We start from the raw sequence: 20,174 nt of genomic DNA on the forward strand, positions 1-20,174 counted from the left end.
ACCAAATTGGTAGTCACTACCACTGAGGTAGTGTCTATCACGTGCCCGACCAGCCCTCAACGTTGCGAGCGCAGCGGCGAGCCGAGACCCAGCGCACGATCCAGGCGCACGCGGTGCGGTTGTTCACGCAGCACGGTTACGACGCGACGACCGTCACCGATGTCGCCGAAGCCGCGGGCGTTTCGCCCATGACCGTGTACCGGCACTTCCCGACGAAGGAAGACCTCGTGCTGGTCGACCAGCACGGCCGCCTCATCGCCGAGCGGATCGCGGCGTCGTCCGCGGACCAGCCCCTGGTGCGCCGCATCGGCAGCGCGCTCATCGACGCGGCCGCGACGTTGACCGGCGACCGAGACAGCGGCGGTGGTGGGAACGAGCTCGGGGCGGGCGAGAGGTTCCTGCTCGCCCGCCTCCAGCTCATGATCTCGACGCCCGCCCTGCGCGCCAAGCACCTCGACAACTCCTACGCCCTCCAGCAGGCGATCGTCGGCGCCCTCGTGCCCGACGACACCGCCGATCCCGACACGACCTTCCACGCCCAAGCGGCGGCCAGCGCCTGCCTCGCGGCCATGCACACGGCCCTGGTGCGCTGGGCCGAGGACGACGGGCGGACCTCGTTGCCCGACGTCATCGCGAAAGCGCTCGCTGCCGCCTTCGGCGTCACCCAAGCCGGTACCCGGACACGTGCCCGCGGCTCGAACCGGTGAACGTGCGCGGTCGACCGCCGCACTCAGTCGGTCCGCCGCGTCACCCGCAGCAGGTATTCCTTGCGGTTCAACGGGTTCTGATCCGAACGCGCGCGCACGGGCGCGACGCCCCGCACCGGCGCGTAGTGCGAGAACGACGTCTCCAGCACGCCCTCGCCACGGGTCAGCGCGGGCAGGCTCCGCTGGAACCCGTGCACGAACGCCGCCGGGATCTCGCCCTCCACCACGCTCACCCGCCCACGCGGCACGCTGCTCAGCGGCACCGCCCGCAACCGCGCCATCGCGGGCGTCAGCACACCGAGCACGTCACCCGGCACCTCCAACGTGAACCGGTGCACGGGCGAGAGCACCTCGGTCCCGGCCGAGCGCAGCGCCGACATCAACACCAACGGCGTCAACGACCGGAAGTCGCCCGCCGTGCTCGACATGCTCTTGTCGAACGTCCCGTGCGCGTGCGACTGCCGCGCCCAGTACCCGGCATGCGTCATCGTCACCGCGCACTCGGTGACCTGCCACCCGCACAGCCCCTGCCCGAGCGCCTCCCGCACGGTCTCCTCGACCGCCTTGAAGAACGCGAACGGCATGGACCCGAGCTCGACGCCCAGCCGGAACGCCACCCCGTCGCCCGGCTCGACCCGCAGCCCCACCGTGGCCAGGAACGGGTTTCCCCCGGCGCCGATGGTCTCCACCGCCGCACCCACCCCGACCGGCCGTTCCAGGCAGATGGTGGTCGTCTCGCGGAACTCCACCGCCAGCCCGTGCTCGTCGGCCAACGTCGCCTGCAACACCTCCTTCTGCACCTCGCCGTACAGCGACACCCACAGTTCCCGCCGCACGCCGTCCTGCCGCAGGTCGATCAACGGGTCCTGCTCGGCCAACTGCGTCAGCGCCGCGTGCAGCGCGGCCCGATCGGCGTCCCGCGACGGCACGACGACCGTCTCCAACGTGGGCGGCGCGAACCGGTGCCCCGACGAAGACGACGGCGGCGGCACGCCGAGGACGTCACCGATCCGGACGTCCTCCAACCCCCACAGCTTCGCCACCTGCCCGGCGTGAACGGCATCGCGCTGCACCGCGCCACCCCGGGAGAACACGCTCAACGCGGTGACCTTCCCCCCGCCGGGCACGCGATCACGCACGCGCACCGTCCCGGAGAACATCCGCACGTACGCGATCCGCTCACCGGCCGGCCCGCGTTCCACCTTGAACACCGACCCGGACACCGGCCCGTCGGGATCACCGGACGACGCGGGCAGCATCCGCGCGACCCCGGCCAGCAGTTCCGGCACACCCGCACCCGTGATCGCGGAGCCGAAGTACACCGGGTGCACCGCGCCACGCCGCGTCTGCGCCGCCACCACCGGCCCGAGGTCGGGCGTCGCCCGCCCTTCGACGTAGGCGGCCAGCACGGCGTCGTCGTGCTCGGCCAACACCTCGACCGCGCCACCCTCGACCGCGCCGCCCCCGATCCCCGGCACGACCGAAGCCGCACGGGTGCCGGCGCCACGCACCCGCCCCATCGCGACCACGGCGGGCGTCAGGAAGTCGGCGACGTCCCGCAGCACGGCACCGGGCCGCGCCCCACCCCGGTCGACCTTGTTCACGAACACCAGCGTCGGGATGCGCAACCGCCGCAACGCCCGCATCAGCACCCGCGTCTGCGCCTGCACACCCTCGACCGCCGACACCACCAGCACCGCGCCGTCGAGCACGCCGAGGACCCGTTCCACCTCGGCGATGAAGTCCGGGTGACCGGGTGTGTCGATCAGGTTGACCGTCGTGCCGTCCACGTCGAACGACACCACCGCGGCCTTGATGGTGATGCCGCGCCGCCGTTCCAGGGCCAGCGAATCGGTCTGCGTGGTGCCGTCGTCGACGCGGCCGACCTCGTCGATGACACCGGCGGCGTGCAGCAGCCGCTCGGTCAGGCTCGTCTTACCGGCGTCGACGTGCGCCAGGATCCCCAAGTTCAGCGTTCGCACCAAGTGTCATGTCCTCTTCGAGACAGGCGAATACGACCTTCTGGAAGGGCATGACAGGCGGCACGGCGGTTCTCCTCGGTCCGACGACGGGGACGACGGCCACCAAAACAGCCGGGCGGGAAGCCCGGCAACCGATTAACGCCTCGACGTCACGTCCGGGAAGCGCCCGACCCAGCGCTTCTGCCAGGGCGTTTCCACCGCGCGCCGGTTGTAGTTGGCCCGCGTCCACGCCACGGCGTCACCCGATGGGACGCCCGCCAGCACGGCCAGGCACGCGATCACCGTGCCGGTTCGGCCCACGCCGCCGCCGCACGCCACCTCGACCTGCTCACCGGCCACGGCGCGCGCGTGCAGGTCCCGGATCATCGCCACGGCGTGCTCCGGCGACCTGGGCAGCCGGAAGTCCGGCCACTCGACCCACTCGTGCGCCCACGAGGGCGCGTCCGCGCGCGCCATCACGTCGCGTCGCATCCGAGGCGAACCGAGGTACAGCGCGTAGTCGGGCGTGCCCTCGGGCGTCGGGTTCCGCAGGCCGCGGCCGCGCACGCGTGCGCCGTCGGGCAGTTCGATCGCACCGGGAAGAGTCATCCCGACATCATCCCGGTACCGTCGCGCCCGCAGTCCTGCGGTCGACGTGGACGTGGCACCGGGCATCCGGCCCCACATCCGGCCTGAAACTTGATCGAACCCCTTCCCCCGCAGTGGTCTCCGACGACAATCGGGACGTCCGATGACGTGGAGAGGAACCAGATGGCCGACATCGTGGTGAGGCCCGCCCGGGAAGACGAGTGGGCGGCGGCGGGTGCGATCACCGTGGCCGCCTACCGAGCCGACCGCCACATCGACAGCCACACCGGCGGGTACGCCGACACGCTCGTCGATACGCGCACCCGGGCCCGCGAGGCGGAACTGCTGGTGGCGGTGGACGTGGAGAAGACCGTGCTCGGCACCGTCACGGTGGTCCGGCCCGGCACCCCGTACGCCGAGGTCAGCCGGGACGGCGAGGTGGAGTTCCGGATGCTCGCGGTCAGCCCGTCCGCCCGCGGTCGGGGTGTGGGCGAGGCGTTGGTGCGGGCGGTGATCGTGCGGGCGCGCGAGCTCGGCGCGCGGCGGTTGGTGATGAGCAGTTCCGAGCACATGACCACGGCGCACCGGCTCTACCAGCGGCTGGGGTTCCAGCGGCTGCCCGAACGCGACTGGCGGCCGGTGCCGGGCGTGGACGTGACCGCGCTCGGGTTCAGCCTCGAACTCGCATGATCTCGTCGCGCAGGGACCGGTCCCGCGCGGCCCGGTCGTAGAGCAGCTCCACCAGCGTCGCGTGGTCGAGCTCGGCGAGGCGGACGCGCAGCTCCTCGTCCTCCGCGTCCGGCGGCGGCACGGTCAGGTCGCGCTCCAGCAGCACCAGGCCGACCGCGACGCAGTGCTTGCAGAAGAAGCCCTGCGACCCGTACGGGCACGTGCAGGTGCCCGCCAGGTGGGTGCCCTCCCAGTGCAGCGCGACCCGGTACTCGGCCGTGCCGACCACGACGCCTTCCACGTGCCGCGAGCGCACCGCCAACTCGACCACGGAGTCCCGGTAGGTCAGCCCGCGCCAGTACGACTTGGCGCCCGCGTGGTGGCGCAGCAGGGCTGGGGTCAGCGTCGGCATGGCGGTATCCAACACCTTGTGGTTCGGTGGGTTCCGTGCTCCAGGCTTGTCTGAACGGCGCCCGTGAGCCGGGCAGCCACCCTAGTCTGCCGATCACCCCGCAGCAGCTGGCGGCCGACGCCGCGGCGTGCGCCGAGTCGGGCGTCACGTCGTTCCACGTGCACCCCCGTGACGTGGTCGGGCTGGAGGTGCTGGCCGGTCCGGAGGTCGCGACCGCGGTCTCGGTGGTGCGGGTCGTGGTGCCGCACGCGGAGATCGGCGTGACCACCGGGGCGTGGATCGTGCCGGACCCGGTGCGGCGGGCGGAGCTGGTGCGCGGGTGGGCGGGGTTGGCCGCCGGACGTCCGGACTTCGCCTCGGTCAACGTCCACGAGGACGGTTGGCGCGAGGTCGCCGCCGCGTTGCGCGACGCGGGTGTCGGGATCGAGCTGGGCGTGTTCCACGAGCGGGCCGCTCGGACGTTGGTGGACGGCGGGGTGCCGGCGGGGACCGTGCGGGTGTTGGCCGAGGTGCGGCCGGGGGAGACGACGGCCGACGCGCAACGGCTGCTCGACTTGCTCGGGCCGCTGGGGGTGCCGATCCTGCTGCACGGCGAGGATGACAGCGCGTGGCCGGTGTTGCACCACGCGTTGTCCCGTGGGCTCGACACCCGTATCGGGCTGGAGGACACGCTCACCGCACGTGACGGCACGACCGCCGTGGACAACGCGCAGCTCGTGCGGCTGGCCCTTGGGCTCTGACGCCGGTGCGGCGAAAAGCACTGGTAGAGCGGGTGTTCGCCGTGGTTTCGTAATGCCATGGTGTCCACTGACCGGCTCATCGCCTTCGCGGCCATGTCGTTCCTGCTGATCGTGATCCCCGGACCCAGCGTGCTGTTCGTGGTCGGCCGGGCGTTGGCGCAGGGCAGGCGTGCCGCGCTGATCACGGTCTTGGGCAACACGCTCGGTGCTTACGCCCTCGTCGTGGCCGTCGCGTTCGGTGTCGGTGCGGTGGTGGAGCGGTCGGCGGTCGTGTTCACGACCCTGAAGCTCGTCGGCGCGGCGTACCTGGTGTACCTGGGGGTGAAGGCGGTGCGGCAGCGGGGGGCTCTGCACGCGTCGTTCACCGGGGGTGGTCCGGCGCGCGGCGGTCTGCGGACGTTGTGGGAGGGTTTCGCGGTCGGCGTGGCCAACCCCAAGACGATCGTGTTCTTCGCCGCCGTGCTGCCGCAGTTCGTGGACCGCGCGCAGGGCAGCGTGGCGGTGCAGATGCTCGTGCTCGGCCTGGTGTTCAACGTCATCGCCGTGGCGTCGGACAGCGTCTGGGGCCTGGCCGCCGCCACCGCCCGCGGCTGGTTCGCCCGCTCACCCCGCCGCTTGGCCCTGGTGGGCGGCTTCGGCGGCGTGACCATGATCGGCCTGGGCGTCACCATCGCCACCACCGGCCGCAACCCCTGACCCCGCGAGAGTCCTACGTTCAGCCCGCGAGAGTCCTACGTTCAGGACCCCTGAATTCAACACTCAGGTCCCGACCGCTCGTCGCGAGCGTTGAACTCGGGGTGCGCGAACGTAGGACTCTCGCGTCGTGAAGGTAGGACTCTCGCGTCGTGAACGTAGGACTCTCGCGGTGTGGAGGTTGGACTCTCGCGGTTAGTCGGGGAGGACGACGGAGACGATGCCGGCCAGGTGGGCGAGGCGGGCGACCTCGGCGGCGCGGAACATCGGGCCGCCCGGGCGGCCCACCAGCAGGACGCGGTCCGGTTTGCCCAGCGGGGTGGCGGCCAGTTCGGTGCCCAGTTCCTGCCAGGTGGCGGGCACCCAGTCGTCCTCGCCGTCCAGCACGGTCGCACGGGCCAGCGGGAGCCACGGCGGGGTCTGGAGCCTGGTCTCGGGCGCGGCCGAGGAGGAGGTCAGGCGGTGCACGGTGCCGCCGTCCCACGAGACGACCACCGCCCACCCGGCCCGGATGATCTTCGGCACGCCCTCGGTGAAGATCGCGAGGCCGTTGCGCGGGTCCTCGGCGACGTCCTCCACCAGCTCCAGCTCGCGGTGGGTGTCCAGCACACCCGCGTACGGCCGGACCGCGTCCACCTCGACCCCGTCGATGGACTCCGCGGCCGTGATCAGCACGTCCGGCAACCGCCCGGACGGCAGCTCGACCACCAGGTCGTCGATGGCCAGGCCGGCCCCGCGCTCCACCACGTCCACGCTGAGGATGTCGGCCCCGATCGCGCCGAGCGCGGAGGCGACCGCGCCCAGTGTGCCGGGACGGTCCGGGAGCTGGACCCGGATCAGGAAGGACACGGTGCACGCCTCCAAAGGCTGTGGTGGAGCATCGAGGTGGAAACTCACCGGCCGATGATTCTCGCAGACGCAGCTTCGCTTTCCGACCCACCGGGCGCGTTGCACACGGGTAAAATCGCGCACCCACGCGCGCGAGCGCGGGTAACCCGGTCGAGGCCCCGCCTGACCAGCCAATAGACTCGGCGGGTTCCCAATCCGAAAAACCGACCCACGGGGGTTGACGAGGTGCCCAGCATCTCCCGCGACGAGGTCGCGCACCTGGCCCGCTTGGCGAGGCTCGCCGTCACCGACGACGAGCTGGACCTGTTCGCCGGCCAGTTGGACGTGATCCTGCAGTCGGTGGCCACGGTGGGCGACATCGCCACCGCGGACATCCCGCCCACTTCGCACGCCGTTCCGCTGACCAACGTGTTCCGCGAGGACGTGGTGCGTCCCAGCCTCGGTCAGCAGCAGGCGCTCGCGGGCGCCCCCGCCGCCGAGGACGGCCGTTTCCGCGTGCCCCGCATCCTGGGGGAGGAAGCATGACCGCCGACCTGACCCGCGCCACGGCCGCCGAACTGGCCGCCCGGATCGCGAGCCGCGAGGTCTCCGCGGTGGAGGTCGCGCAGGCCCACCTCGACCGGATCGCCGAGGTCGACGGCGCGATCCACGCGTTCCTGCACGTCGACACCGAGGGCGCGTTGAACGCGGCCCGCAAGGTCGACGACGACATCGCCGCGGGCGCCCACGTGGGTCCGCTGGCCGGCGTGCCGATCGCGCTCAAGGACGTGCTCACCACCGAGGGCGTGCCGACCACCGTCGGCTCGAAGATCCTCGAAGGCTGGCTGCCGCCCTACGACGCCACGGTCACCCGCAGGCTCAAGGAAGCCGGCGTGGTGATCCTCGGCAAGACCAACATGGACGAGTTCGCGATGGGTTCCTCCACCGAGAACTCCGCCTACGGCCCGACCCGCAACCCGTGGGACACCGACCGCATCCCCGGCGGCTCGGGCGGTGGCTCGGCGGCGGCGCTGGCCGCGTTCGAGGCGCCGCTGTCGATCGGCACGGACACCGGCGGCTCGATCCGCCAGCCCGGCTCGGTCACCGGCACGGTCGGCGTGAAGCCCACCTACGGCGGCGTGTCGCGCTACGGCCTGGTGGCGTTCTCGTCGTCGCTGGACCAGGCCGGGCCGTGCGCCCGCACGGTGCTGGACGCGGCCCTGCTGCACGAGGTCATCGCCGGGTACGACCCGATGGACTCGACCTCGATCAACGCGCCGGTCCCGCCCGTGGTCGCGGCGGCACGCGAGGGCGCGAGCGGCGACCTGTCCGGCGTGCGCGTCGGCGTGGTCACGCAGTTCAGCGGCGAGGGCTACCAGCCGGGCGTGCTGCGCAGCTTCGAGGCGGCCGTGGCGCAGCTCAAGCAGCTGGGCGCGGAGGTCGTCGAGGTCTCCTGCCCGAGCTTCGACTACGCGCTGCCCGCGTACTACCTGATCGCGCCGAGCGAGGCGTCGTCCAACCTGGCCCGGTTCGACGCGATGCGCTACGGCATCCGCGTGGGCGACGACGGCACCCGCAGCGCCGAGGAGGTCATGTCGCTGACCCGCGAGGCCGGTTTCGGCCCCGAGGTGAAGCGGCGCATCATGATCGGCACCTACGCGCTGTCGTCGGGCTACTACGACGCGTACTACGGCTCGGCGCAGAAGGTGCGCACGCTCATCAGCCGGGACTTCGACGCCGCGTTCGCCACCGTGGACGTGCTGGTCTCCCCGACCACGCCGACCACGGCGTTCCGGATCGGCGAGCGCACCGGCGACCCGATGGCGATGTACAAGGCGGACCTGTGCACGATCCCGGCGAACCTGGCCGGGAACGCCGCGATGAGCGTGCCCAGCGGCCTGTCGGACGCCGACGGCCTGCCGGTCGGCCTGCAGATCATGGCGCCCGCGTTGCAGGACCACCGGATGTACCGGGTGGCGGCGGCGTACGAGGTGGCGCGGGACGCGGCCCTGGGCGCGCCGGTCATCAGCGGCGTGCCGCAGTTGGCGGGTGCCCGGTGAAGCGGGGACGCACGATCCTGTCGCTGGTCGGCGCCGCGGGTGCGGCCACCAGCGCGTTCTCCACGTTGAAGGCGGCCCGCGGCAAGAACGACAAGCTCGCGCTGGCCAACGCGGTGGCGAGCATCCTGGTGGCGATCACCGGTGCGGCGCTGGCCGTGCGGGGTCTGCGGAAGGACGGGAAGGCATGACGTCGGTGCACGAGCTGATGGACTACGCCGAGGTCATCGAGCGCTTCGACCCGGTGCTCGGGCTGGAGGTGCACGTCGAGCTGCACACCAACACCAAGATGTTCTGCGGCTGCGCGAACGTCTTCGGCGGCGAGCCGAACACGCAGGTCTGCCCGACCTGCCTCGGCCTGCCCGGCGCGCTGCCCGCGCTCAACGGCCAGGCGGTGGAGTCGGCGATCCGGATCGGGTTGGCGCTCAACTGCGAGATCGCCGAGTGGTGCCGGTTCGCCCGGAAGAACTACTTCTACCCGGACATGCCGAAGAACTTCCAGACCTCGCAGTACGACGAGCCGATCGCGTTCAACGGCTTCCTCGACGTGACGCTGGACGACGGCTCGCTGTTCCGGGTCGAGATCGAGCGCGCGCACATGGAGGAGGACACCGGCAAGTCGCTGCACGTCGGTGGCGCGACGGGCCGCATCCACGGCGCGGAGCACTCGCTGCTGGATTACAACCGCGCCGGCGTGCCGCTGATCGAGATCGTCACCAAGACGATCACGGGCACCGGTGAGCGGGCGCCCGAGGTGGCGCGCGCCTACGTCACGGCGTTGCGCGACCTGTTGAAGGCGCTCGACGTGTCGGACGTCCGGATGGACCAGGGTTCGCTGCGCTGCGACGCGAACGTGTCGCTGATGGCCAAGGACGCGACCGAGTTCGGCACCCGCACCGAGACCAAGAACGTCAACTCGCTGCGCAGCGTCGAGCGGGCGGTGCGGTTCGAGATGACCCGCCAGGGGGCGCTGCTGGCGGCCGGCGGCACGGTCACGCAGGAGACCCGGCACTTCGACGAGTCGACCGGCAGCACGTCGTCGGGGCGGACCAAGGAGACGGCGGAGGACTACCGGTACTTCCCGGAGCCCGACCTGGTGCCGATCGCGCCGTCGCGAGAGTGGGTCGACCAGCTGCGCGGGACGCTGCCGGAGCTGCCGTGGGAGCGCCGCAAGCGGGTGCAGCAGGAGTGGTCGTTGACCGACGCCGAGCTGCGCGACCTGGTCAACGCCGGTGCGGTGGACCTGGTGGCGGCTACCGTCGACGCGGGCGCCACGCACACCGAGGCCCGGTCGTGGTGGGTGGCCTACCTGACCAAGGAGGCCAACGCGCGGGGCGTCGAGCCGGCGGAGCTGGCGATCACGCCGGTGCAGATCGCGCGGGTCATCGCGCTGGTGAACGCCGGTGAGCTGACCAACAAGCTCGCCCGCGAGGTCGTCACCGGTGTGCTGGAGGGCGAGGGTGAGCCCGAGGCCGTCATCGAGGCGCGGGGGTTGAAGGTCGTCTCCGACGACTCCGCGCTGGAGCGGGCGGTGGACGAGGCGCTGGCCGCGCAGCCGGACGTGGCGGCGAAGATCCGCGCCGGCAAGGTGGCCGCGGCGGGTGCGATCGTCGGCGCGGTGATGGCGGCGACGAAGGGTCAGGCGGACGCCAAGCGCGTGCGTGAGCTGATCATCGCCCGCTGCTCGTAGCGGGTCGGTCCGGCGGTCGGGCGGGGGTGCGCGACGCGGCCCCGCCCCACCGCCGTCGTGTGCTCCGGGGCCGTGCGTCCCCCTGCGGGTGGAGTCGCCTTATTGCGGACCGAGAGTGCCTGCACTCTGTTAATACGTTCGCCCATTCGAGTGGTAACACTGCTTGAAACACGTCTTCGGTGCTGGTAGCGAAGCTCAAGATCGGCGCGTTGGTCGCTCTCGGTAAATTTCCTCCTCTCAGGTGCGTCCATCTGTGTCAGGCTTGAGCCGTTCGGGAGGGTCGGGGGGCTCACCGAATCGGCAATCAGACCCAGAGGATGCCCCGTCCAGGGGACCCGTTGTTAGGGGAGGCAACGCCATGACTCGCACTGACCCGAAGCTCGTCGCCGAGATCGACGCCATCGAGGACCGGATCGTCGACGAGGCGACCGACACCGCGGCCGGCACCGAGCCGACGGAGGTCGACCTGCTCGTCGGCGGTGGTGTCGAGCCGACCGGCGGCCCGTACAAGCCGACCGGCGACCCGGCCGACGAGCCGCTGGTGAAGCCGATGGGCGGCCCGTACAAGCCGACGGGCGACCCCGAGACGAACGGTGGCCCGTACAAGCCCACCACGGACGAGCCGGCGGCCGCCACCCAGACGCGGTAGCACCACTCAGCCGCGGTAGCGCCACTCAGCCGCGGTAGCGCAACCGACCGCGTGACGTCGCACCGGATGCCGCCGGCCACTGGCCGGCGGCATCCGCTTGGTGCCTGTGATCTCATATGACCGTGCCTTCGCAGAGCCCCGCCGGCGGACCACGCGGGGGGCGCGGCTCCGCCGGACCCGGTGACGTGGTCGCACGGGCCCGGCAGTTGCACCGCAGCGCGTTGGACGCGGCCACCGCCGACCGCCACCCCGCCGCCATCCGGCAGATGCGCAAGGGCCTGTCGCTGCTGGAGACCGAGGGGATCGACCCGCAGGAACGGCTGGAGGTCCGCACCCGGCTGCGCAACACCCTGGCGTTCTGCCTGGCCGAGACCGGCAAGGTGGACGACGGCCTCACCCAGCTCGCGGGCGTGGACGCCGAGCTCGTCGGCCTGCGCGACGAGGCGTTGCGGGCGCACCTGTCGACCCTGGTCAACCTCAACCGCGCCGCCCTGCTGTGCCGGGTCGGCCGCATCGACGAGGGCATCGCCCAGCTGGACCGGGAGATCGACCGCAGCGAACGCCGCCTCTCCCCGCGCGCCGACCCCGAGGCCGTCGACCTGCTCGCGCTGGCCCTGTCCAACCGGGGCAACGCGCACGGCGAGGTCCACCGCCACGACAAGGCCGTCCGCGACCTGAACCGCGCCGTCGAGCTCGCCGACGCCCACGACCTGCCGCTGCGCGCCGCGATCGCCAAGCACGCCCTGGGCAACGCGGTGCAGCGCGCCGGCGACATCCCGGCCGCGCTGCGCCACTACCACGAGGCCAACCGGGCGTTCCAGGACCTCGAACCGGGCCTGCTGCTGCGCCTGCGCATCGACCAGGCCGAGGCGATGATCAGCGTCGGGCTGGCCGACGAGGCGGGCCGGCTGCTGGACGAGGTGCTGCCGGAGCTGCGCCGCCAGCGCATCGGGCAGGACGTCGCCGAGGCCGAGCTGTTCCGCGCGGCGGCCGCGTTGCAGGACGGCGACCTCAAGCTGGCCCGGCGGATGGCGACCTCGGCGCAGCGCAAGCTGGTCGGTCGCGGCAGCCCGGCGTGGGCGGCGGTCGCGGGGCTGATCGCGCTGCGGGTGGACGCGGTGCGCGCGCTGGAGTCGCGGCGCCCGGTCGCCGAGGTGGTGCGGCGGGCGATCGAGCTGTCCGCGGAGCTGGCCGGGCTGAAGCTGGCCGACCAGGCCGCGTTCGCGCTGGTGCTGGCGGCCCGGCTGGAGATCCGCCGCGGCGACCCGGACCGGGGCGCCGAACTGCTGCGCAGCGTGCCGAAGTCGCGCCGGATCGCGCCGATCGACCACCGGATGTTGCTGCGGCTGTGCCGGGCGGAGCTGGCGCTGGCCCGCGGCAACCACCGGGTGGCGTTGGCGCAGGCCAAGGCGGGACTGGCCGAGCTGGGCCGGATGCGGGACCGGCTCGGCGGGTTGGAACTGGTGTCCGGCACCGCCGTGCACGGCCGTGAGCTGGGCGAACTCGCCGTGCGGCTGGTGCTGCGCGGCCGTGACTCGGCGGCCAACGCCAAGCGCCTGTTCACCTGGCTGGAGCGCACCAGGGCCCAGCTGTACCGGTACGACCCGGCGGAGTCCACAGTGGACTCCGAGCTGGGTGAGCGGATCGCCGAGGTGCGCAGGCTCAGCCGCGTGCTGCTGCGCGCCCGCCTCGACGGCCTGCCGACCGGTGAGCTGGAGGCGCGGCTCAAGACGAGCCAGCGCGCCGCCACCCGGATGGGGTGGAGCGCGAGCCCGTGGGGCACGCCGCGCCCGGTCGTCACGCCGGACGAGGTGCTGGCCCGGTTGTGCGGGCGGGCCGTGGTGAGCTTCGCGGTGTCCGGCGACGAGCTGATCGCCGTGGTGTTCGCCGGTGAACGGGTCCGCATGGTGCGCTTGGGCTCCGCCGCCGCCGCCAACGAGGGCGCGCGCCGCCTGCACGCCGACCTCAACGCGCTCGCGCCCGACCACCTCTCGGCGCCGCTGGTCGAGGTGATCTCGGCGTCCGCGCGCCGTGAGGCGGAGAAGCTCGACCGGCTGCTGCTGCACCCGCTGGCGCCGATGATCGGTGACCGGTCGCTGGTCGTGGTGCCCACGGGCGCGCTGTACGTGGTGCCGTGGGGTGTGCTGCCGACGTGCGCGAACCGGCCGACGACGGCCGTGCCGTCGGCCACCGCGTGGATGTCGGCGATCCGCGAGGTGCGTGAGGTCGCCGACGGCGTGCTGCTGGTGCGCGGCCCCGGGTTGCAGGCCGCGCAGGGCGAGATCGACCGGCTCGCGGGCTACCACGGCGGCGCGACGACGCTCGGCGTCACCGAGGCCAAGGTGGGCAAGGTGCTGGCGGCGTTGGACGGCGTGCAGCTCGCGCACATCGCCGCGCACGGCGAGCACGAGCAGGAGAACGCGTTGTTCTCACGGCTGGAGCTGGTGGACGGCGCGCTGTTCGCGCACGAGGTCGGCCGGGTGCGCAGGCCGCCGCACCAGGTCGTGCTGGCCGCGTGCGAACTGGCGTTGAACCGGGTGCGGCCCGGTGACGAGCCGCTGGGGTTCGCCGGTGCGCTGCTGGCCAGCGGCGCGCGGACGGTGATCGCCGCGTCCAGCCGGGTCGGCGACCGGCCGTCGGCGGCGGCGATGGCCGACTTCCACCGCAACCTCGCGGGCGGCGCGTCACCGGCGGTGGCGCTGGCCGAGGCGGTCGCGGTGGACCCGCTGCGTCGCCCGTTCGTGTGCCTCGGTGCCGGCTGAGCGGCTGACCAGCCGTTCGACCGGTTGACCGGGATCACCCGCACCCACTAGTCAGGGTGGAGGAGTTCTTCGGCGATCACCCCTAGGGGGCACGGTGCGCTGGTTGACGCTCACGCTGCTGCTGCTGGCCACGATGACCACCCCCGCGACCGCCGCGCCCGCGGCCGGCCGGGCCCACGAGCCGGGCAACGGCCCGGAGCGCAACCAGGTCGCCGCCGTCGACCCGCCGCTGCACGCCACCGCGCGCGGCGACAACTGGCCCGACGCCAACCCCGGCTACCCGCGCCGCACCCGGCTGCGCGTGTACCCGGAGGACCAGGCCGACCGGGCGATCAAGCTCGGCCTCGCGCCCTACCACTCGCTCGCGCCACGCCTCAACGACCTGCAACGGCGCAGCGACCGGGTGTCCGTCGAGGTCGTCGGCCGGTCGACGGCGGGACGCGACCTCTACCTGGTCACGCTCACCGCGCCGGAGACCCCCGCGGAGACCCGCAGGCAGGAGGCGTGGCGGGACCGGATCGAGAACGCGCCGACGTCCGCCGCCCGCGACATCTTCCTCCGCGCCGGCTACAAGGCGCCGGTGTGGGTCAACGCCAACATCCACGGCGACGAGTGGGAGGGCACCGACGGCGCGCTGCGCGTGCTCGAAGACCTCGCGTTCGCCTCCGACCCGGCCACCCTGGAACTGCTGCGCCGCCACCGGGTGCACGTGAACCTGACCGCGAACCCGGACGGGCGGGTGGCCGGGACGCGGGCCAACGCGCGCGGGTTCGACCTCAACCGCGACTTCGCCACCTCGTCGCAGCCGGAGTCGCGGGCGATGCGGGACGTGGTCAAGCGCATCCAACCGCTGCTGGTGCTGGACGAGCACGGGTACGTGGCCAACACGCTGATCGAGCCGACCACACCGCCGCACGGCCAGAACTACGACTTCGACCTCTACATCGGGCACGGCTACGCGGGCGGCCTGCGCATGGAGGACGCGGTGCGCGGCCTCGGCCACCCGGAGGCGGCCACGCCGGAGATCCCGTTCCGGGACTACCAGCCGGGCGTGTGGGACGGCTGGGCGCCGATCTACACCGCCCAGTACTCGATGTACCACGGTGCGGTGTCCTACACGATCGAGATCCCCATGCGCGTGAACCGGGCCGACTACGTGACGCAGCCGGTGACCGAGTTGCGGCGGCGATCGGCGATCAACACCGACGTGGTCGAGGCGACGATCCGCAGCGCGCTCGCGTACGTGAAGGAGCACCGGCTCCCGATGGTGGACAACCAGATCGAGATGTTCCGCCGCGGCCTGGCGGGCGAGCCGCAGCGGGCGGTGCCGGACGGTTACGTGCCCGGCTTCGGCCCGGAGGACCGCTACACCACCGAGTTCCCGCGCGCGTACGTCATCCCGGTGGGCGACGGGCAGCGGTCCGGGCCGGCGGCGGCCCGGCTGGTCGACCACCTGCTGGCGCACGACGTGCGGGTGCGGCGGGCCGACCGGGCGTTCACCCTCGGCGACCGGTCCTACCCGGCCGGGTCGTACGTGGTGGACCTGCACCAGCCGAAGCGGGCGCTGGCCAACGTGATGCTGGAGGCGGGCCGGGACATCTCCGACCGGGTGGACGTGATGTACGACATCAGCGGCTGGAGCCACCGGCTGCTGTGGGGCGCCTCGGTCGACGTCGTCCGCGACGGACCGGTCGACGTGCGCGGGCGTGACGTGGTGGCGGCGTCGCCGACGGGGTCGGTCGGCGCGCCGGTGGGCAGCGACCTGGCACTGGCCCTGGCCGACGGCAAGGACGCGGCGGCGGTGAACGACCTGCTCGGGCGGGGGCTCGAACTGCGCAGGCAGGACGACGGCACGATCGTGGTGCCCTCCTCGGCGCGCTCGGCGGCCGAGGAGGTGGCGGACCGGTACGGCGTCCGGTTCACGTCGGCGACGCCCGGCGGTGCGCCGCTGCGCCGTCCCGTGGTGGCCGGCGCGGTGGCGGCGGACGAGCTGAAGGCGTTGCGGGACATGGGGTTCGACGTGCGGCCGGTGTCCACGGCGACGGTGGACGCCGGGTTCGACCTGTCCGGGGTGGACGTGCTGGTCGTGTCGTCGGGGTTGCGCTACGACCAGCTGGGCGCACCGGCCAAGGCCGCGGTGGACGGGTTCCTGGCCCGGGGTGGCGTGGTGACGCGCGGCGCCACCGGCGCCCGGTTCAACGCCGACGCGGGGGTGCTGCCGGTGCGCGCGGTCGCGGGTCGCGAGGACGCGAACGGGGTCGTGGAGGTGGTGGACGGGGCCGGCGCCGTCGGCCACTCGTTCGTGTACGCGCCGCACTGGTTCACCGACCTCGGGCCGGGGGTGACCGCGCGGCAGCGGTACCGGGACCTGGTCGCCGGGCACTGGGCCGCGCGCCCCGACGGGTCGGGCGGCCAGGACCAGGCGGCCGGTCAGGCGGCGGTCGTGGCGGGCACGTCGCCGAAGGGCGCACGGGCCGTGCTGTTCGGCACCGAGCCACTGTTCCGCGACCACCCGAAGGGCCTGTACTGGCAGGTGGCGGACGCCATCTACCGCACCGCGGCGCCGTGACGGCCGGGCGTCAGTCGCGGCCGCCCTCGCCGTCGCCTTCCCGCACGATGATCACCACGCGGTCGTCGCTGGAGACCGGCGTGCCGCCCGGCTCCTTGTTCACCGTGCCCGCGAGCGCGGTCGTGTCGTCGAGCATCACCAACGGGCCGAGGCGGCCGAAGCCGTCCGGGCCGTTCATGGTCAGCTCGGGCTTGCCGGTGAAGCTGCCGTCCGGGTTCATCGGCAGGTTGAGCAGGCCCGGCGCGGCGCTCGTGGTCACCATCACCAGGTTCGAGAACGAGCCGCAGCCGCCGACACCCGGCCGCTCCGGCCACGACCACGCGGGGGCGCCGAACGCCTTGCCCGGCTCCACCCGGTACAGCACGTCGGCGGTCGCGGCCGCGTCGGTCACCCACGTCTTGGACCCGTCGCCGGACACGCACAGCCCGCCCGGCGACTTCAGCCCGCTCGCCAGCACCCGGGAGCCCTGCGTCGGGTTGCCGCGCGCGGGTTGGCCGGTGCCGTCGATCCGCAGCACCTTCCCGGCCAGCGAGTCCGGGTCGGCCGCCGCGGCCGGGTTGCCCCCGTCGCCGGTGGCCACCAGCAGGGCGCCGGTGCGGTCGTAGGCGAGCACGCCCCGGTTGCCGGTCTGGCCCTTCGGGATGCCGGTCAACACCGGCTTCGGCACGTCGCCGGGCGCGAGCCGCATCACCCGGTTGTCGGTCGCCGTGGTCACGTACACGAAGACCAGCTGGTCCTCGGGGTACGTCGGCGACAGCGTGAGCCCGGTGAGCCCGCCACCGCCGGAGGCGTCGACGTCGAACTTCGCCACCTCGACCGGGTCGACGTCCTTGGTCACCTTGAGCAGCCGGCCGGTGGTCCGCTCGGTCGCCAGCGCGGTCACCGCGCCGGTGGTCTGGTTGATGTCGGTCAGCGCGACCCCGGAAACGGGGTTCAGGCACGTGCCGACCACGGCCGGGCTGAAGTCCTTGCAGCCCTGCGGCGGCGGCACGGGGGCCTGCTGCTGGCCTTGCTGCCGGCCGTCGGCGGGCCCCTTCGGCAGCTCGCCCGGCAGTTCGGGCACCGGCCCGGCCTGCGGCGTCAGCTGCACGGCCGCGCTCCACCCCGCCGGTCCCGGCTGCTCGGGGAAGCTCGCGCAGCCCGCGGCCAGCAGGCCGAGGGCCGAGCCGATCAGCACTCCACGCAGTCGCGACACGGGTTCCAGGTTAGGCGCGCGGCCGTGAACGCGAGGTGAGCGGCCCTTCCACCTCGCCCCGCACGGCCCGCTGCACGGCGTCCGCCCGGTCGAGCAGCAGCTCCAGCTCGTCCACCACCACCCGCGGGTCCTCCAGCGGCAGGAAGTGCGTGTTCGGCAGCACCCGCACCCTGGCCTGCGGCAACGCGGCTACCGGGCCGAGCACACCGGCGGTCGAGGCCAGGAAGTCGTACCGGCCCGCCAGCACCGTTGTGGGGCACGTCACGCCGGTCAGGTCGAGCCGGGGCGCGCGGCCCAGGGCCAGCGCGAGCGTGAAGTACCAGCGCCAGTCGTGCCGCAGGTACCGGCGCAGCGACCCGAGCAGCGGCCCGCCGACGTCCGGCACCGGCACGCGGTGCAGCACGGCGTCCAGCAGCGGCCCGGCCGCCCTCAACGCCGTCACCCCGCCCACGCCGATCAACCGCCGCAATGGCGGCGGCACGCCCGGGAAGCCGAGCACGTCCGCGAACGTGTCGCCCGGCGCGCCCGCCACCAGCATCAGGCCGCTCACCCGGTCCGGGTGCCGCAACGCCAGCTCCGCGGCCACCGTGACGCCCATCGACCAGCCCATCACCACGCACCGCTCGATCCCGCCGTCGTCCAGCACGGCCAGCGCGTCGGCGACGTGGTCGGCCAGCTCGATGCGGGCGGGGTCGGCGGGCCGGTCCGAGTCGAGCGTGCCGCGGTGGTACCAGCTGTGCACGCGGGCCGACGGCAGCTCCGGCCACAGCGTCGGCACCGCGCCGAGCCCGGGGCTGAGCAGCACGTCCGGCCCGTCGCCGTCGGTGCGCCACAACCTGATCCGCGTGCCGTCCGCGGAGTGGACGTCGTGCTCCCGCATGGCGGCCAGTGTGCCGTAACGTGCGAACCCGTGAGCCTTACCGTGCTGGTCCCCGACGACCTCGGTGTCCGCGTGCTGTCCGAGGTGGAGGGTGTGCGCCCCCTCCGCTACGAGCCGGGGCAGCCGCTGCCGGCCGGGGCCGCGGGGGCGGAAGTCCTGGTGCCGAAGTTCCTCCTGGGCACGGACCCGCGTGACGTGTTCGGGCAGCTGCCGTCGTTGAAGCTGGTGCAGCTGCTCTCGGCGGGTGCCGAGCGGTTCATCGGGGTCGTACCCGATGGGGTGATGCTGTCGACGTGCCGGGGCGCGCACGGTGGCAGCACGGCGGAGTGGGCGATCGGCGCGCTGCTGGCCATCTACCGCGACTTCCCGGTGTTCGAGCGGGCCAGGCTGGAGCGGCGCTGGGACTACCACCTCACGGACACGTTGCAGGACAAGAAGGTGCTCGTGGTCGGCGCGGGCGACCTGGGCGAGCAGTTCCGCCGCAGGCTGGAGCCGTTCGACGCGACCGCGACCCTGGTCGGCCGCACCGCGCGGCCCGGTGTGCACGGCGTGGACGAGCTGCCCGAGCTGCTGGGCGGGTTCGACGCGGTGCTCGTCGTCGTGCCGCTGACCGAGGCGACCACCGGGATGGTCGACGCGAAGTTCCTCTCCCGGATGAAGGACGGCGCGATCCTGGTCAACGCGGCCCGCGGCGCGGTCGTCGACACCGACGCGCTGGTGGCCGAGCTGACCTCGGGGCGGCTGCGCGCGGCGCTGGACGTGACCGAGCCGGAACCCCTGCCGTCGGACCATCCACTGTGGACGGCACCGGGCCTGTTCCTCACCCCGCACGTGGCCGGCAGCTGCACGGGCCACGCCGACCGGGCGTACGCCGTGGCGGCCGCCGAGATCGCGCGGTTCGCCCGCGGTGAGCGGCCGGCGAACCTGGTCCAGGGTGACTATTAGGCCATTCGGGTGTACGCACACCTCGAAACGGACGCTCGCGGACGTCGTCCGAACCTCCTAACGTGCGGGTGCGTGGCTACTCACGACGACCGCTCGAAGGCATCGGGCGGCTACTCCGACGACGGGTTCTACTCGACGAGTGGCGTGGGCGGAGGAGTTCACCACTTCGACGACGGCACGCGGACGATCGACAACAGCGCGTTCACCAAGGACACGACGGCGTTCGACGCGACCGGCTACACGCCGGTCGCGGACCTGGACGACAAGCCCGCGCACCACCAGACCTTCGACGACGAGGACGAGCGCCGGAAGTTCGGCTGGACCGCGAGCGCCGACATCGGCCTGCTGGTGCTGCGGCTGGCCCTGGGCGGCGCGTTCGTCATGCACGGCCTGCAGAAGGTGTTCGGCCTGTTCGGCGGGCCGGGCATCGACGGGTTCGCCCAGTACCTGCAGTCCGCCGGGTTCCGCGAGGCGCGGATCCTGGCGTGGGTCACCGGCGTGACCGAGCTCGGCGGTGGCGCGCTGCTCGTCCTCGGCCTGTTCACCCCCCTGGCCGCGGCCGGCGTGCTCGGCGTGATGGCGAACGTCATCGCGCTGAAGTACCGGGGCGGGTTCTTCGCACCCAACGGCGTGGAGCTGGAGGCCGTCTACGCGGCGATGGCGTTCGCCGTGCTGTTCGCCGGCCCCGGCCGCGCGGCCCTGGACTACAACCGCAGCTGGTTCCGCCACTCGCTGCTGTCGGGCTTCATCTGCCTGGTGCTCGCGGCCGGCGCCACCGCGGCAACCCTCTACGTCTTCCGTTGACATTGCCGCTGCTCCGCAGACGGCG

19 protein-coding genes are annotated in these 20,174 nt (G+C 73.0%); 13 read left to right on the forward strand and 6 right to left on the reverse strand.

Translation table 11 applies throughout. The features are described 5' to 3' along the window. Positions 1 to 41: 41 nt before the first annotated feature. On the forward strand, positions 42 to 707 hold the full coding sequence (locus ACYVLT_RS19890; RefSeq protein WP_461121687.1) for a TetR/AcrR family transcriptional regulator: 666 nt from the start codon (positions 42 to 44) through the stop codon (positions 705 to 707). 23 nt (positions 708 to 730) lie between these two features. On the opposite strand, the gene ACYVLT_RS19895 is transcribed toward ACYVLT_RS19890, so the two are convergent. After that, the gene (locus ACYVLT_RS19895) at positions 731 to 2,689 is read right to left on the reverse strand and encodes a GTP-binding protein (protein WP_461121688.1); all 1,959 of its coding nucleotides are present in this window, start codon (positions 2,687 to 2,689) and stop codon (positions 731 to 733) included. Between the two features lie 135 nt (positions 2,690 to 2,824). Next, the gene (locus ACYVLT_RS19900; protein ID WP_461121689.1) at positions 2,825 to 3,277 is read right to left on the reverse strand and encodes a phosphatase domain-containing protein; all 453 of its coding nucleotides are present in this window, start codon (positions 3,275 to 3,277) and stop codon (positions 2,825 to 2,827) included. A gap of 162 nt (positions 3,278 to 3,439) precedes the next feature. Here ACYVLT_RS19900 and ACYVLT_RS19905 point away from each other — a divergent pair, with 162 nt between their 5' ends. Further along, positions 3,440 to 3,946, forward strand: coding sequence for a GNAT family N-acetyltransferase (locus ACYVLT_RS19905; RefSeq protein WP_461122251.1), 507 nt, complete (start codon positions 3,440 to 3,442; stop codon positions 3,944 to 3,946). On the opposite strand, the gene ACYVLT_RS19910 is transcribed toward ACYVLT_RS19905, so the two are convergent. Beyond that, positions 3,927 to 4,337 (reverse strand): SWIM zinc finger family protein, encoded by a 411-nt coding sequence (locus ACYVLT_RS19910; RefSeq protein WP_461121690.1) that lies wholly within the window; start codon positions 4,335 to 4,337, stop codon positions 3,927 to 3,929. The genes ACYVLT_RS19905 and ACYVLT_RS19910 overlap by 20 nt on opposite strands. A 26-nt stretch (positions 4,338 to 4,363) precedes the next feature. On the opposite strand from ACYVLT_RS19910, the gene ACYVLT_RS19915 reads away from it, so the two are divergent. Beyond that, positions 4,364 to 5,077 (forward strand): 3-keto-5-aminohexanoate cleavage protein, encoded by a 714-nt coding sequence (locus tag ACYVLT_RS19915; RefSeq protein ID WP_461121691.1) that lies wholly within the window; start codon positions 4,364 to 4,366, stop codon positions 5,075 to 5,077. A 57-nt stretch (positions 5,078 to 5,134) separates the two neighbouring features. Further along, complete coding sequence (locus ACYVLT_RS19920; RefSeq protein ID WP_461121692.1) at positions 5,135 to 5,773, forward strand: LysE family translocator; 639 nt, start codon at positions 5,135 to 5,137, stop codon at positions 5,771 to 5,773. 192 nt (positions 5,774 to 5,965) lie between these two features. Here ACYVLT_RS19920 and ACYVLT_RS19925 read toward each other — a convergent pair whose 3' ends face one another. Next, the gene (locus ACYVLT_RS19925; RefSeq protein ID WP_461121693.1) at positions 5,966 to 6,619 is read right to left on the reverse strand and encodes an ACT domain-containing protein; all 654 of its coding nucleotides are present in this window, start codon (positions 6,617 to 6,619) and stop codon (positions 5,966 to 5,968) included. Between the two features lie 225 nt (positions 6,620 to 6,844). Here ACYVLT_RS19925 and gatC point away from each other — a divergent pair, with 225 nt between their 5' ends. From gatC to ACYVLT_RS19960, 7 genes are all read left to right on the forward strand, one after another. After that, positions 6,845 to 7,144: an Asp-tRNA(Asn)/Glu-tRNA(Gln) amidotransferase subunit GatC gene (gene gatC / locus ACYVLT_RS19930; protein ID WP_015104569.1), complete on the forward strand. Its 300-nt coding sequence runs from the start codon at positions 6,845 to 6,847 to the stop codon at positions 7,142 to 7,144. Continuing rightward, entirely contained in the window at positions 7,141 to 8,658 is a 1,518-nt protein-coding gene (gene gatA, locus ACYVLT_RS19935) for an Asp-tRNA(Asn)/Glu-tRNA(Gln) amidotransferase subunit GatA (protein WP_461121694.1), read from the forward strand. The genes gatC and gatA overlap by 4 nt, the downstream gene beginning before the upstream one ends. Continuing rightward, entirely contained in the window at positions 8,655 to 8,846 is a 192-nt protein-coding gene (locus tag ACYVLT_RS19940) for a hypothetical protein (RefSeq protein ID WP_033437546.1), read from the forward strand. Before gatA ends, ACYVLT_RS19940 begins: the two co-directional genes overlap by 4 nt. Further along, positions 8,843 to 10,345: an Asp-tRNA(Asn)/Glu-tRNA(Gln) amidotransferase subunit GatB gene (gene gatB, locus ACYVLT_RS19945; RefSeq protein WP_461121695.1), complete on the forward strand. Its 1,503-nt coding sequence runs from the start codon at positions 8,843 to 8,845 to the stop codon at positions 10,343 to 10,345. The genes ACYVLT_RS19940 and gatB overlap by 4 nt, the downstream gene beginning before the upstream one ends. A 358-nt stretch (positions 10,346 to 10,703) precedes the next feature. Beyond that, positions 10,704 to 10,994, forward strand: a complete 291-nt coding sequence (locus ACYVLT_RS19950) for a hypothetical protein (protein WP_461121696.1) — start codon at positions 10,704 to 10,706, stop codon at positions 10,992 to 10,994. Between the two features lie 122 nt (positions 10,995 to 11,116). Then, on the forward strand, positions 11,117 to 13,756 hold the full coding sequence (locus ACYVLT_RS19955) for a CHAT domain-containing protein (protein WP_461121697.1): 2,640 nt from the start codon (positions 11,117 to 11,119) through the stop codon (positions 13,754 to 13,756). Positions 13,757 to 13,850: 94 nt separating this feature from the next. Continuing rightward, positions 13,851 to 16,325 carry a M14 family zinc carboxypeptidase gene (locus ACYVLT_RS19960; RefSeq protein WP_461121698.1) on the forward strand — a complete coding sequence of 825 codons (2,475 nt, stop codon included), beginning with the start codon at positions 13,851 to 13,853 and terminating at the stop codon, positions 16,323 to 16,325. A 10-nt stretch (positions 16,326 to 16,335) separates the two neighbouring features. Here the strand turns inward: ACYVLT_RS19960 and ACYVLT_RS19965 are convergent, their stop codons facing one another. Together ACYVLT_RS19965 and ACYVLT_RS19970 are read right to left on the reverse strand one after the other, a co-directional pair. After that, positions 16,336 to 17,520 carry a PQQ-dependent sugar dehydrogenase gene (locus ACYVLT_RS19965; protein WP_461121699.1) on the reverse strand — a complete coding sequence of 395 codons (1,185 nt, stop codon included), beginning with the start codon at positions 17,518 to 17,520 and terminating at the stop codon, positions 16,336 to 16,338. Between the two features lie 10 nt (positions 17,521 to 17,530). Then, complete coding sequence (locus tag ACYVLT_RS19970) at positions 17,531 to 18,400, reverse strand: alpha/beta fold hydrolase (RefSeq protein WP_461121700.1); 870 nt, start codon at positions 18,398 to 18,400, stop codon at positions 17,531 to 17,533. 30 nt (positions 18,401 to 18,430) lie between these two features. Between ACYVLT_RS19970 and ACYVLT_RS19975 the strand changes: the two genes are divergently transcribed. Together ACYVLT_RS19975 and ACYVLT_RS19980 are read left to right on the forward strand one after the other, a co-directional pair. Then, complete coding sequence (locus ACYVLT_RS19975; RefSeq protein WP_461121701.1) at positions 18,431 to 19,345, forward strand: 2-hydroxyacid dehydrogenase; 915 nt, start codon at positions 18,431 to 18,433, stop codon at positions 19,343 to 19,345. Positions 19,346 to 19,417: 72 nt separating this feature from the next. Next, complete coding sequence (locus tag ACYVLT_RS19980) at positions 19,418 to 20,149, forward strand: DoxX family protein (protein WP_461121702.1); 732 nt, start codon at positions 19,418 to 19,420, stop codon at positions 20,147 to 20,149. The last annotated feature ends 25 nt before the right edge of the window (positions 20,150 to 20,174 follow it).

The sequence above is a fragment of the Saccharothrix stipae genome (assembly GCF_054781895.1).

Excerpts from the sequence above, each read along its gene's own strand:
- ACYVLT_RS19900 (WP_461121689.1), bottom strand. The coding sequence starts at position 3,277 with ATGACTCTTCCCGGTGCGATCGAACTGCCCGACGGCGCACGCGTGCGC.
- ACYVLT_RS19905 (WP_461122251.1), top strand. The coding sequence starts at position 3,440 with ATGGCCGACATCGTGGTGAGGCCCGCCCGGGAAGACGAGTGGGCGGCG.
- ACYVLT_RS19910 (WP_461121690.1), bottom strand. The coding sequence starts at position 4,337 with ATGCCGACGCTGACCCCAGCCCTGCTGCGCCACCACGCGGGCGCCAAG.
- ACYVLT_RS19920 (WP_461121692.1), top strand. The coding sequence starts at position 5,135 with ATGGTGTCCACTGACCGGCTCATCGCCTTCGCGGCCATGTCGTTCCTG.
- gatA (WP_461121694.1), top strand. The coding sequence starts at position 7,141 with ATGACCGCCGACCTGACCCGCGCCACGGCCGCCGAACTGGCCGCCCGG.
- gatB (WP_461121695.1), top strand. The coding sequence starts at position 8,843 with ATGACGTCGGTGCACGAGCTGATGGACTACGCCGAGGTCATCGAGCGC.
- ACYVLT_RS19950 (WP_461121696.1), top strand. The coding sequence starts at position 10,704 with ATGACTCGCACTGACCCGAAGCTCGTCGCCGAGATCGACGCCATCGAG.
- ACYVLT_RS19970 (WP_461121700.1), bottom strand. The coding sequence starts at position 18,400 with ATGCGGGAGCACGACGTCCACTCCGCGGACGGCACGCGGATCAGGTTG.